This window comes from Nocardiopsis sp. NPDC007018, assembly GCF_040635075.1.
Lineage (GTDB): Bacteria > Actinomycetota > Actinomycetes > Streptosporangiales > Streptosporangiaceae > Nocardiopsis.
Genome location: NZ_JBEYHA010000086.1, coordinates 1 through 13252 on the forward strand (window position 1 = coordinate 1; position 13252 = coordinate 13252).

9 protein-coding genes and 1 pseudogene are annotated in these 13252 nt (G+C 69.6%); 5 read left to right on the forward strand and 5 right to left on the reverse strand.

Annotated elements, in window-relative coordinates:
* From ABZ635_RS26250 to ABZ635_RS26265, 4 genes are all read left to right on the forward strand, one after another.
* Window positions 1–366: ATP-binding protein (locus ABZ635_RS26250; RefSeq protein ID WP_357769817.1), on the forward strand; the 366-nt coding region annotated here is incomplete at its 5' end.
* A gap of 140 nt (window positions 367–506) precedes the next feature.
* On the forward strand, window positions 507–860 hold the full coding sequence (locus ABZ635_RS26255) for a hypothetical protein (RefSeq protein WP_357769819.1): 354 nt from the start codon (window positions 507–509) through the stop codon (window positions 858–860).
* 635 nt (window positions 861–1495) lie between these two features.
* Complete coding sequence (locus tag ABZ635_RS26260; protein ID WP_357769821.1) at window positions 1496–2218, forward strand: VOC family protein; 723 nt, start codon at window positions 1496–1498, stop codon at window positions 2216–2218.
* A gap of 393 nt (window positions 2219–2611) precedes the next feature.
* Window positions 2612–2842, forward strand: coding sequence for a hypothetical protein (locus ABZ635_RS26265; protein WP_357769822.1), 231 nt, complete (start codon window positions 2612–2614; stop codon window positions 2840–2842).
* A gap of 69 nt (window positions 2843–2911) precedes the next feature.
* Here ABZ635_RS26265 and clpB read toward each other — a convergent pair whose 3' ends face one another.
* The 5 genes and pseudogenes from clpB to dnaK form a co-directional block, all read right to left on the reverse strand.
* Entirely contained in the window at window positions 2912–5530 is a 2619-nt protein-coding gene (clpB, locus tag ABZ635_RS26270; protein WP_357769823.1) for an ATP-dependent chaperone ClpB, read from the reverse strand.
* A gap of 371 nt (window positions 5531–5901) precedes the next feature.
* Window positions 5902–6321: pseudogene (locus ABZ635_RS26275) on the reverse strand (helix-turn-helix transcriptional regulator); the annotation flags it as partial.
* The gene (dnaJ, locus tag ABZ635_RS26280) at window positions 6318–7475 is read right to left on the reverse strand and encodes a molecular chaperone DnaJ (RefSeq protein ID WP_357769825.1); all 1158 of its coding nucleotides are present in this window, start codon (window positions 7473–7475) and stop codon (window positions 6318–6320) included. The gene dnaJ and the pseudogene ABZ635_RS26275, both read right to left, overlap by 4 nt.
* 168 nt (window positions 7476–7643) lie before the next feature.
* The gene (grpE, locus tag ABZ635_RS26285; protein WP_357769827.1) at window positions 7644–8369 is read right to left on the reverse strand and encodes a nucleotide exchange factor GrpE; all 726 of its coding nucleotides are present in this window, start codon (window positions 8367–8369) and stop codon (window positions 7644–7646) included.
* Window positions 8370–8413: 44 nt separating this feature from the next.
* Window positions 8414–10270: a molecular chaperone DnaK gene (gene dnaK / locus ABZ635_RS26290; RefSeq protein ID WP_357769829.1), complete on the reverse strand. Its 1857-nt coding sequence runs from the start codon at window positions 10268–10270 to the stop codon at window positions 8414–8416.
* 559 nt (window positions 10271–10829) lie between these two features.
* Between dnaK and ABZ635_RS26295 the strand changes: the two genes are divergently transcribed.
* Window positions 10830–13049, forward strand: a complete 2220-nt coding sequence (locus ABZ635_RS26295) for a (Fe-S)-binding protein (RefSeq protein ID WP_357769831.1) — start codon at window positions 10830–10832, stop codon at window positions 13047–13049.
* Window positions 13050–13252 lie beyond the last annotated feature (203 nt).

Sequence of the window (13252 nt, forward strand, 5' to 3'; positions counted from 1 at the left end):
GAGATGGTGTTGTGCGTGAGCGAGATGTTCGCCAACGCCTGCGAGCACTCCCGCTCCGGGCAGGACCCGGACGGCAGGGTGGTCCGCACCCTGGAGACTCCTGCCCCGGGGCTGGTGAGGGTGTCGATCATCGACGACGGCACCCGCACCAACACCACCGGCTCCCTCCCGAGGGTTCCGCGCAGGCGCACCCGCAAGGACTGGGAGCAGGCCGAACGCGGCCGTGGCCTGCTCATGGTCGGTGAGCTGGCATCGAAGTGGGGGTTCCGGCCCGTGCTGGACTTCCCCTTCTGCGAGGGGCTGGGCACGGTCATCTGGGCGGAGTTCACCCTCCCGGCCTTGGCCGCTGCTGGGGGCACCCGATGACCGGCGCGCAAGTCAGTACTCAGGTGCGGTCGGTCCTGACCGCACCCCGAGGCCACCGCTTCACCCGACCGGACGGGCGTCCCCTGCGGGCCCTCCCGGTTCCGCCGAAGGCACCCCAAGCGGAGGTTTCCCGCTCGGAGATGCCCTGGGAGGAGACCCACCAGGCCCGACAGGAACGCCTCCTGCGCCAGATGCACGGCAACCCCCGGGTTGCCTACATGCTGCAACACGGACCGGTGCCGCACTGGGTCAAGGTCGCCCGCCAACACCGCGAACAGAAGGCCCGCGAAGCCCGACAGGCCGCAACCGAAGCCCGAACCGAGCTGACCGAGACGGAACCGCAGCCCACCGCACGCACCCGGGGCCGCCACCGGGCACCGCGCCGCTGGTGGGGGTGGCCCGCCGTCGCCCTCGGAACCGTCCTCCTCCTGGGCCAGACCGCCATGGAAACCCCCGGAGCGAGCCTGGCCCCCGACATCGGCATCCCGATCTAACCCGACAACCACAAGCGGGGCCCGGCACACCCGCCGGGCCCCGCACACCCCGCTCGGGCGAGGGGCAGACGACGGTGCCGCCGTTCTGGCTGTCGCGAAGGAGCCCGTCTTGCGCGCGGGAAACGGAACGGCCCTCAGAAAGCTCTGAGGGCCGCTGGGCTCCCCACGTGTGCGGGAAGCGGTCTCGTCGACCTGCGCGTTCACGAGCGCCGCTGCGTCGTTTCCGCACGTCGTCGAGAATCAGGAATTACACCCAGTCCCACATGCGTACCTCCACGAGTCGACGGCATCACAGTTCAACTCGGTCAGAGTAACTTCCCCTCACGAACATGGGCAATCCCGGTTGTCAGATGTGTCAAATCGAGACATGTCTCCGAGGTGGAATTCAGGCGCACTTTTGGATGAGCGCCCCGGTGCCCGGGGCCCCGGTTTCGAAAAGGTTCACCCTTCCAGCCTGCGAGGAAGCGCCGCCGCCGAACAGGTATCGACCACCGCCGCAAGGGGGATGGGCATCCATCGGACGGCAGGCGCGGGGGAGGAGCGGCACAGTGCCAGCGTGCGCCGTCAGCGTCGCGCGGCCGGGAGACGCACGGGCCCCGCTCCGAGGGTCACACTCCCGCGCTACCCTCCACGCCATGCTCCTGGACTCGATCACCCTCCAGGCGGACGACCCCTCCGCCCTCGCTGACTTCTGGTCGCAGGCCCTGGGGGTGACGGCCGTGAGCGTCGCGCCCGACGGCTACCTGCTCCCCACCCCGGGGCTGCCGCTCCGCGTCATCCCGGCGCCGACCTCCGCCGCCCCTCGGCCGGAAACGGCCATCACACGGCTTCACCTCGACCTCAACGGCGGGAAGGATCACCGCTCCTGGGCTCGCACCCTGTGCTCGCTGGGCGCACGGCCTCGCGACGTGCGGCAGGGGGACGTGCCGTGGGAGGTGCTGGCCGACATCGAGGGAAACCTGTTCTGTGTGATGCCGGGCGACCGTTATGAGGAGGAGGGCCCCGGCCTGGGGTCGCTGCCCGTCGACTCCGCGCGCCCTCGGATCGACCGGGACTTCTGGGCTCGCGCCACCGGCTGGACCGCCGCCGAGGGGAGCGCGCCGCAGCTGCGTCCCCCTCAGGGGCCGGGCGTCCGCCTGGAGTTCTGTGCCGAACTGGGCCCCAAACCCGCGGCCGAACCGAACCTCATGGGCCTGGCCCTACGCCTCGGCGAAAACGAGCGGGAGGCTGACGCCCTGCGACTGTTGGTAAGTACGGGCGCACTTTCTGTGAAAAATGACATCGACGGCCCCTGGCATCTGTTCACTGACCCTTCGGGGAACGAGTTCAGGCTGCTGAAACCGCGGAAGGGAATCTGACATTCGGATCAAGGAGCGGGCGGTCATCAGCGAATACCGATGGTTTCCCAGCGGCCCCCGGAATTGGCGAGAAGAGACGGGATAACGCGGGGTCGCGTGTCGCACTCCCCGACCGGTGGGGATGGTTCCGTCCCGGCGCCCCTCGGGCGAGGGCCAGGAGCCCTTGAGGTCCTCGGGCGAGAGCCAGGAGCCCGCTGCCCGCGCACGCGGGGACGGACCGGTGCGCGCGAATCCGGCGACCGCGCCTGCGACCCGCTCTCCGCGCACGCGGGGCGGGCCCCGGCGCGGCGGGACCGGCGGCACCGGAACCGCCGGAGGTCGACGAATCCGCTTCAACCACCGCGTGCCCGGGGGCATCTCACAGAGTGAGGTCCCCCAGCACCGGAGAATCCCATGGCTGACACGCCCCCCGGGAGCAGTCCCGGACTCGCCCTTGCCGCCGCCATCCTCACGTTCCTCTGCTGCAACCTGATCGGCGGAGTCCTCGGCATCATCTTCGCCTCGGTCGCCGTCGGCAAGACCGACGAAGCGGACCGGGACCGCTTCGTTGGCTACGCCTGGCTTTCCATCATCTTCGGCACGGTGTTCAGCTTCATCGTCTACCTCTACTTCCTCTCACTCTGACACAGGAGCGGCCGCGGGCGCGTTCCCCCGCCCACGGCCACCCCCGTACGCCCCTCTGACCGGCGCCCCTCAGACCTCCGGGGCCACCTCGTCCGCCTTGCGTGTGTTCACCGTCAGCCGTTCGCGGGAGTCGTTGACATCCACCCGGATGGCATCCCCCTCGGTCAGCTCACCGGACAGCAACTCCCGGGCGAGCGGGTCACCGATGCTCGACTGCACCAGCCGACGCAGCGGCCGCGCGCCGTAGTTCGGGTCGTATCCCGTCAGCGCCAGCCACTCGCGGGCCGCCGGGGTCACGTCCAGGGTCAGCTGCCGGTCGGCCAGGCGCCGGGCCAGCTTGTCCACCTGGAGGTCGACGATCCGGGTCAGGTCCTCCGTTGACAACGCGTCGAACATGATCACGTCGTCCAGACGGTTGAGGAACTCCGGCTTGAACGTGGCCTGCACGACGTCCATCACCCGCTCCCTGCGCGTCGACTCCTCCAGCGACGGGTCGACCAGGAACGGAGACCCGAGGTTGGAGGTGAGGATGAGGATGGTGTTGCGGAAGTCCACCTGGCGGCCCTGGCCGTCCGTGAGCCTCCCGTCGTCCAACACCTGGAGCAGGGTGTCGAACACCTCCAGGTGCGCCTTCTCCACCTCGTCCAACAGCACCACCGTGTACGGCCGCCGCCGCACCGCCTCGGTGAGTTGACCGCCCTCCTCGTACCCCACGTAACCGGGAGGAGCCCCTACCAGGCGCGACACCGAGTGCTTCTCGGAGTACTCGCTCATGTCGATGCGCACGATCGCGCGTTCGTCGTCGAACAGGAACTCCGCCAGCGCCTTCGCCAGCTCCGTCTTGCCCACACCGGTCGGACCGAGGAACAGGAAGGAACCCGTCGGGCGGTCCGGGTCGGAGATCCCCGCCCGCGCCCGGCGCACCGCGTCCGACACCGCCTGCACGGCGTCCCGCTGGCCGATCAGCCGCTGCCCGAGCTCGTCCTCCATGCGCAGCAGCTTGGAGGTCTCGCCCTCCATCAGCCGTCCCACCGGAATCCCGGTCCAGGAGGAGACGACATCGGCGATCTCGTCGGCGCCCACCTCGTCCTTGACCATGGTGTCCTCGCCGGAGGCCTCGGCCTTCTCCTCCGCCTTGGAGGCCTCCTCCACCTGCTTCTCCAGCTGCGGGATGTCCCCGTACATCAGCCGGGAGGCTTCCTCGAAGCGGCCTTCGCGCTCGGCCAGCTCCGCCCGGGTGCGCATCTCGTCCAGCTGCCCCTTGAGGTCGCCGACCCGGTTCAGCCCCGCCTTCTCCTGCTCCCAGCGGGCCACCAGACCGTTGAGGTGCTCCTGGCGGTCGGCCAGGTCGGAGCGCAGCCGCTCCAGCCGTTGCTGGCTGGCCGGGTCCGACTCCTTGTCGAGCGCCATCTCCTCCATCTTGAGCCGGTCCACCGTGCGCCGCAGCTCGTCGATCTCCACCGGGCTGGAGTCGATCTCCATACGCAGCCGGGACGCGGCCTCGTCGATGAGGTCGATCGCCTTGTCCGGTAGGAACCGCGCGGTGATGTAGCGGTCCGACAGGGTCGCCGCCGCCACCAGCGCGGAGTCGGAGATCTGCACCTTGTGGTGGGCCTCGTAACGCCCCTTGAGTCCGCGCAGGATCGCGATGGTGTCCGTCGCCGACGGCTCGCCCACCATGACCTGCTGGAACCGGCGCTCCAGCGCCGGGTCCTTCTCGATCTTCTCCCGGTACTCGTCCAGGGTGGTGGCGCCGACCATGCGCAGCTCGCCCCGCGCGAGCATGGGCTTGAGCATGTTGCCCGCGTCCATGGCGCCCTCGGCCGCGCCCGCGCCCACCATGGTGTGCAGCTCGTCGATGAACGTGATGACCTGGCCCTCGGACTCCTTGATCTCCGCGAGCACCGCCTTGAGCCGTTCCTCGAACTCGCCCCGGTACTTGGCGCCCGCGACCATCGCCGACAGGTCGAGGCTGATCAGCCGCTTGCCCAGCAGCGACTGCGGCACGTCGCCCGCCACGATGCGCTGGGCCAGCCCCTCCACCACGGCGGTCTTGCCCACGCCCGGCTCGCCGATGAGCACGGGGTTGTTCTTGGTGCGCCGACTCAGCACCTGGATGACGCGGCGGATCTCGCCGTCGCGCCCGATGACCGGGTCCACCTTGCCCTCGCGGGCGCGTTCGGTGAGGTCCACACCGAACTTCTCCAACGACTGGAAGGTGTCCTCGGGGTTCTCCGAGGTGATCCTGCCGGTGCCGCGCACCCGCTCGAAGGCCTCCAGGAGCGCGTCCGGGGCGGCCCCCGCCTCGTTGAGCAGCCGGGCGGCCTCGCCGCCGTCGGTGGCCAGCCCGACGAGCAGGTGCTCGGTGGAGACGTACTCGTCCTCCATCTGCTGGGCGCGCTGCGCGGCGGTGTTGATGGAGACGATGAGCTGGCGGGAGGAGGACGGTGAACTGACCGTCGAACCGGCGGCCTTGGGCAGGGCGCCGATGCCGGCCTCGACCTTGTCCTTGAGCTGGTCGGGGCTGGCGCCAACCTCCTTGAGGAGCGGTCGGGTGACACCCTCGGCCTGGTCGAGCAGGGCGTTCAGCAGGTGCAGCGGCTCGGTCTGCGGGCTGCCGTCGGCGGTGGCCTCACGGATCGCGGCGGCCAGGGCCTCCTGGCTCTTCCGCGTGAGCTTGTAGTTCATTCCGATTACCCCTTCCACAAAGTCTGTTACTCAGAGTGACCATGCGGGGTCGCCTGGGACCGCTCCCTGAACGGAGACCCCCGGGTCCGTCAGCCGGTCCGTCAGCCCTGGCCGGGGCCGCCCGGGCCGCCCTGACCGGTCTCGTCCCGGCCGGGCCGACCGCCGGGCCCGCCCGGGCCACCAGCCGAGCCACCGGCCGGACCGCCACCCGGGCCACCAGAGGACTGGCCGCCCGGCCCGGCGGCCGAGCCGCCCTGACCGCCGGTCGAACGCCCCTGGCCGCCGCCCTGGCCGCCCGGCCCCTGACCACCGGGAGCGCTCTGGCCGCCCGGTCCGCCCTGGCGCGCCTGGTCGGGCCGCTCGGCGTCGGGCTCGGCGGTGTTGAAGATCGTCACGCGGGTGCGGCGCACCAGCTCCCCGCGCACCGGCCCGCCCTCGGGGCGGGCCGGACGGCCCCGCCGGGACACCGCCCGTCGGGCCGCCTCCAGCTCGTTGGCCAGGTGGAACGCCTGCTCACGCAACTGCTCCACCTCGTGCTGCAACTCCAGGATGCGCTTGATCCCGGCGAGGTTGATGCCCTCCTCCTGCGACAGGCGCTGCACCTCGCGCAGCGTCCGCACGTCGCGCATGGAGTACCGGCGCCCTCGCCCCGACGTGCGGCCCGGAGACACGATCCCGAGCCGGTCGTACTGCCGCAGCGTCTGCGGATGCATCCCGGCCAGCTCGGCGGCCACCGAGATCACGTAGACCGGTGCGTCGGCGCCGAAGGCAGGATCGTTCACGTTGTTCACGCGCCCTTCGCCCGCGCCTCGAGCCCGTCGCGCGGGTCGTAGTCGGAGGTGGCCGCACGGAACTTCTCCAGGGCCTCGCGGGCGTCGCCGCTGAGCGTCCTGGGCACGTCCACCTCGAAGGTGACCAGCATGTTGCCCGCGGTGCCGTCCTTACGGGTGGCGCCCTTGCCGCGCACCCGCAGCGTGTGCCCGTTCTGGGTGCCCGGCGGCACCTTCACGGTCACCGGGAACCCACTGAGGGTCGGGACCCGGACCTCAGCGCCCAGGGCCGCCTCGGGGAAGGTCACCGGCACCGTGATGGTGACGTTGTCGCCGCTCCTGCCGAACACGGGGTGTCCCTTCACGTGGACGACGACGTAGAGGTCACCGTTGGGGCCGCCGTGCTCGCCCGGAGCGCCCTTGCCCTTGATCCGGATGCGCTGGCCGTCGGTCACACCGGCCGGGATACGGGTCTGTATGGTGCGGGTGCTCTTGCCGCGCCCGCTGCCGGTGCAGGTGGGGCAGGGGTCGTCGACCACGAGGCCGCGTCCCTTGCACTCGCTGCACGGCTCGGACAGCGAGAAGCCGCCCAGGTTGGTGCTGTCGTGCCCGGTGCCGCTGCACTTGGGGCACATCCGCGGGGCCGTGCCTGCGCGCGCGCCCGTGCCCTTACAGGTGGGGCACGGCGCCTCGCTGCTCAGCTGGAACGAACGGGTCACCCCGTCCGCGGCCTCGCGGAAGCTCAGAGTGGTCTCGGTCTCGATGTCGGCGCCGCGCCTGCTGCGGGTGGCCGTGCCGCCCCGCCCGCGGTTGCCGAACAGCCCGCCGAAGAGGTCGCTCAGGCGCTCGCCGCCCGCGGCCCCACCGCCGGTGCTCTGCCCGAAGATGTCGCTCATGTCGAACCCGCCGGGCCCGGCGCCGCCGGGCCGGTACGACCCGCCGAACATGGAGCGCGCGTCGTCGTACTCCTTGCGGCGCTTCTCGTCCGACAGGACGTTGTACGCCTCGGAGATCTCCTTGAAGCGGTCCTCGGCCTGGGGGTCGTCGGTGTTCGCGTCCGGGTGGTTCTCCCGGGCCAGCTTGCGGTAGGACGACTTGATCTCGTCCTTGGAGGCCGTCTTTGAGACTCCCAGGACCTTGTAGTAGTCCTTCTCCAGGTAGTCCTTGGTGCTCATCGACTGGTGCCTTCTCCCGCTGGTGCCGGTTGCGTCCGATGTTTCCACGTGGCCCCGCACCGCTGGGGTGCCGGGGGCGACCCGGGGCCGTGACCGACGTTCTCACGTCGGCCACGGCCGGGTCCATGGGCGTGTCCCGCTCGTGTCCCGAGACGGGCGCTCACACCCCTACTTCTTGTCCTCGCCGCCCTCGTCGGCGGTGTCGGCCTCAGGGGCGGACTCGGCGGACTCGTCGTCCCCCGCGCCCTCCATCGGCTCGCCCACCACCACGCGGGCGGGGCGCAGGACCCGCTCACCCATCCGGTACCCGGGCTGGAACACCTCGATCACCGTCTGCACGGAGATGTTCGGGACCGGGACCAGGGTGAGCGCCTCGTGGACGTTCGGGTCGAACTCGTCGCCCTGCTCGCCGTACTTCTCCAGGCCCAGCTTGGTGGCCGTGACCTCCAGGGCCTCGCCCACCGCCTTGAACCCGCCGTTGAGCTCGTCGTGCTCACGGGCGCGGCCGATGTCGTCCAGGATCGGCAGGAGTTCGCCGACGACCTGGGCGGTGGCCACCTCGCGGACGGCCACGCGGTCGCGCTCGACACGCTTGCGGTAGTTGGCGTACTCCGCCTGCACCCGCTTGATGTCGTTGGTGAGCTCGATGACCCGCTCGTCCGCGTTGATCGCCTCGGTCACCACCGACTCCGGGGTGTCCGGGACCTCGATGGCGTCCTCGAGGTCGACCTCGACGACCTCGGGCCCCTCCTCGGAGACGCTGGTCTCCTCGGCGGACTCGCCCTCGGGCGTGCGCACCTCGCCGGTCTCCGGGTCGACCTTGCGGTTGTTGCGGATCACCGGACCCTGGTTCTCGTCACCGGTCTCGGGGTTGTTCTTGTCCGACGGCGCCATGTCCGACGCTTCCTCCTTCCTCGGCTCTCCTCGGGCAGTGCGGGTCAGGAACCCTGGGTGCCCTTGCCGTTGTCCTCGTCGACGATCTCGGCGTCGACGACGTCGGCGTCCTCGGCGGAGGCGTCGGCGCTGCCGGTGCCGGGCTGCTCGGCGCCCTCACCCTGCTGGCCCTGGCTGTAGATCGCGGAACCGATCTTCTGGCTGGCCAGCGCGACCTTCTCGCTCGCGGTGCGGATGGCCTCGGTGTCGGTGCCCTCCAGCGCGGTCTTGAGCTCGGCCACCGCGGCCTCGGTCTCGGAGCGCACGTCCGCCGGGACCTTGTCCTCGTTGTCCTTGATGACCTTCTCGGTCTGGTAGACGAGGGACTCGGCGTTGTTGCGGACCTCGGCGTCCTCGCGGCGCTTGCGGTCCTCCTCGGCGTACTGCTCGGCGTCGCGGACCATCTGGTCGATGTCGTCCTTGGACATCGCCGAACCGCCGGAGATGGTGACGGACTGCTCCTTGCCGGTGCCCAGGTCCTTCGCGGTGACGCTGACGATGCCGTTGGCGTCGATGTCGAAGGCGACCTCGATCTGCGGGACGCCGCGCGGCGCCGGCGGCAGACCGGTCAGGTCGAAGACACCCAGCTTCTTGTTGTACTGGGCGATGTCACGCTCGCCCTGGTACACCTGGATCTGCACGGACGGCTGGTTGTCGTCGGCCGTCGTGAAGATCTCGGAGCGCTTGGTCGGAATGGTCGTGTTGCGCTCGATGAGCTTGGTGAACACGCCGCCCTTGGTCTCGATGCCCAGGGAGAGCGGGGTGACGTCCAGCAGCAGGACGTCCTTGACCTCGCCCTTGAGCACACCGGCCTGGAGCGCGGCGCCGATGGCCACGACCTCGTCCGGGTTGACGCCCTTGTTGGGGTCCTGGCCGCCGGTCATCTCCTTGACCAGCTCGGCGATGGCGGGCATACGGGTCGAGCCGCCGACCAGAACGACGTGGTCGATCTGGTCCAGGTTGATCCCGGCGTCCTTGATGACCTGCTGGAACGGGGTCTTGGTCCGCTCGACGAGGTCGGAGGTCAGCCGCTGGAACTCGGCGCGGGTGAGCTTCTCGTCCAGGTGCAGCGGGCCCTCGGCGGAGGCCGTGATGTAGGGCAGGTTGATCTGCGTCTCGCTGGAGCTGGAGAGCTCGATCTTCGCCTTCTCCGCGGCCTCGCGCAGACGCTGGAGCGCCATCTTGTCCTTGGCGAGGTCGACGCCGTTGGAGTTCTTGAACTTCTCCACCAGCCAGTCGACGATCGCCTGGTCCCAGTCGTCGCCGCCGAGGTGGTTGTCGCCGTTGGTCGCCTTGACCTCCACGACGCCGTCACCGACCTCCAGCAGGGAGACGTCGAAGGTGCCGCCACCGAGGTCGTAGACGAGGATCGTCGCCTCGTCCTCCTTCTCCAGGTGGTAGGCGAGCGCGGCCGAGGTGGGCTCGTTGATGATGCGCAGGACGTTGAGGCCCGCGATCGTGCCGGCCTCCTTGGTGGCCTGGCGCTGCGAGTCGCTGAAGTAGGCCGGGACGGTGATGACCGCGTCGGTCACGTCCTCGCCCAGGTAGGCCTCGGCGTCGCGCTTGAGCTTCTGGAGGATGAAGGCGCTGATCTGCTGCGGGTTGAAGCTCTTGTCGTCGATCTGCACTGACCAGTCGGTGCCGATGTGACGCTTCACCGAGCGGATGGTCCGGTCGACGTTGGTGACGGCCTGACGCTTGGCCACCTCGCCGACGAGCACCTCACCGTTCTTGGCGAAGGCCACGACCGAGGGGGTGGTGCGGGAGCCCTCGGCGTTGGTGATGACCGTCGGCTCGCCACCCTCAAGGACCGCGACACACGAGTTCGTCGTACCGAGGTCGATTCCGACCGCACGTGCCATGGTTGTTTCCTCCGTCAAAGTTGAGTCGTTCAGGCGTAAGTTTGCTTCGTCGGGTTGGGGCTGTCAAGTCAGTTGAGTCGACCCGACTCAAGTTAGTTCCTACGACCTGACAACGGGCGGCCAGGCGGGGATGTTCCCGACCAGGGGTGTTTTCACGAGGGGAATGGCCGAACCCCGGGACAACTCGGGGACATCCTTGACCCGGAAACCAGGGGTGCTCAGGGTGGCTCGGGGTCGTCCTGGGGCCGGTCGGCGGGCTCGCCGCTGGGGTGGGTCGGCGGTGTGCGGGCGGTCGCCGCGACACGTCCGGGGGTCCTCGCGGGGTCCGGTTGGCCCGTGTCGTGCCGCCGGTCCGCTTTGATGGGGGTGCGCGGTGTGTCCGCGGCGGCTCGGGCGCACCCGCGTGCGGGGCGGCGCGTCGCGACTGGCTACGGTGGCACCCGCCGCGCGGTGGGGCCCGGGTCGGTGGCCGCCGTGCTATTACTCGCTAGTAACATCAATAGGGACCACCGGTGTGTGGCGCACCGGGTGACGGAAGCAGGATGGGAGGCCACGGACGATGCACCCTCTGTACTTGACACTGGGCATCATCACCTCGGTCTTCGCCGTGGTCGCGTTCACCTTGTTCGGTCTGGCCATTCGCCAGATCGTGCGAACCGTGGGTGTGGGCCGAGCGGTGGAGCCGGAGCGGAAGGGGCCGTTCGGACAACGGTTCACGATGACGCTCATCGAGATCCTCGGACACTCGAGGATGCTCAAGCGCCCGTGGGTCGGTGTGGCCCACTGGTTCGTGATGGTCTCCTTCCCGCTGCTGGTCTTCACGGTGATCGAGGCCCAGGGCGAGGTGTTCTACCCGCACTTCAAGCTCCCGCTGATCCACGACTGGACCCTCTACGGCCTGGCCATCGAGATCATCGCCGGAGCCAGCCTCGTCAGCATCATCGGCCTGACGGTCTACCGCCTGCTCAACGGCCCGCACCGCAAGGGCCGCGACTCGCGGTTCTACAACTCCAAGACGTGGACGGCGTACTACGTCGAGGCCTACCTGTGGGCCCTGCTGATCTCGATCTTCGTGATCCGCGGACTCAAGGTCGCCATCGGCGACTTCCCGTTCCCGACCTGGGCCACCCCGATCTCCCACGCCGTCGGAACGATCCTGCCGACCGACGCCGCCGTGGCCGAACCCGCCATCGCCCTGGTCGCCGCGTTCAAGCTGATCATCAGCTACCTGTTCTTCGCGGTCCTGTACTTCAAGCTCACCATGGGCATCGGCTGGCACCGCTTCATCGCGCCGTTCAACATCTACTTCAAGCGCAACGCCGACGGCACCCCGACCCTCGGCGCCGCCAAGCAGATGATGGACAAGTCCGGCACCAAGCCCCTCGACTTCGAGGAGGCCGACCCGGACGAGGACCCGTTCGGCGCGGGCAAGCTGGAGGACTTCACCTGGAAGGGCCTCCTCGACTTCACCAGCTGCACCGAGTGCGGTCGCTGCCAGTCCCAGTGCCCCGCCTGGAACACCGGCAAGCCGCTCTCCCCGAAGAAGGTCATCCTCGACCTCCAGAAGCACACCTACGAGAAGGCCCCCTACCTCCTCAAGGGCATCACCGAGGAGACCATCGCCGAGGGGCCCGACAACAGCCACGCGGGCGTCGACGTCCTCGCCCTCCTCAACAAGCCGCTGGTCGGCACCGAGGAGGAGGGTGGCGTCATCCACCCCGACGAGCTGTGGTCCTGCACCAACTGCGGTGCGTGCGTCGAGCAGTGCCCGGTCGACATCGAGCACATCGACCACATCCTCGACATGCGCCGCTACCAGGTCATGGTCGAGTCGAACTTCCCGTCCGAGGCCAACACCCTGCTCAAGAACCTGGAGAACAAGGGCAACCCGTGGGGCATGGCCGAGGACCGGCGCATGGACTGGATCGAGGAGCTGGCCTCCCAGGAGAACCCGGTCGAGGTCCCCGTCGTCGAGGACACGCTCCCCGAGGGCACCGAGTACCTGTTCTGGGTCGGCTGCGCCGGCGCCCTGGAGGACCGCGCCAAGAAGACCACCAAGGCCATCGCCGAGCTGCTGGACATCGCGGGCGTGAAGTTCGCCGTCCTGGGCGGTATGGAGGCCTGCACCGGTGACCCGGCGCGCCGCCTCGGCATGGAGTACGTCTTCCAGATGCTGGCCCAGCAGAACGTGGAGACGCTCAACGAGGCCGGGGTCACCAAGATCGTGGCCAGCTGCCCGCACTGCTTCAACACGCTGGCCAAGGAGTACCCGCAGCTCGGTGGCACCTACGAGGTCATCCACCACAGCCAGCTGCTGGCCAAGCTGGTCGAGGAGGGGCAGCTCACCCCGGTGAACTCGATCGACGAGAACATCACCTACCACGACCCGTGCTTCCTGGGCCGCCACAACAAGGTGTACACGCCCCCGCGCGACATCATGGCGCAGGTGCCCGGCATCAAGACGCAGGAGATGCACCGCCACAAGGAGCGCGGGTTCTGCTGCGGCGCGGGCGGCGCGCGCATGTGGATGGAGGAGCGGATCGGCAAGCGCATCAACACCGAGCGTGTGGACGAGGCGCTGACCACCAACCCCGACACCGTCTCCACCGCGTGCCCGTTCTGCCAGGTCATGCTCGGCGACGCGATCAACGAGAAGAAGTCGGCCGGTGAGGCCAAGGAGTCGCTGGAGGTCGTCGACGTCTCCCAGCTGCTGCTCCGTTCGGTCAAGGGTGCGAACCCGGCCGAGGGCGGCGAGGAGAAGGAGACCGCCGACGCCTAGGCGTCGGGCGGCCGCGCCGGGGTGAACCCGGCTCGGGTCGCGATCCGCACGAGGGGCGGGGTGCCGCGCGCACCCCGCCCCTTGCGTGTGTGCGGCCGCCGGTACGGCCGGGTGCCGTGCGGAGGCGGCGAGCATTCCCTGTCGGTTGGCCGGTCGGCCGGTCGGTCGGTCGGCCGGTCGGCCGGGCCGCCTGACCGCCCCGG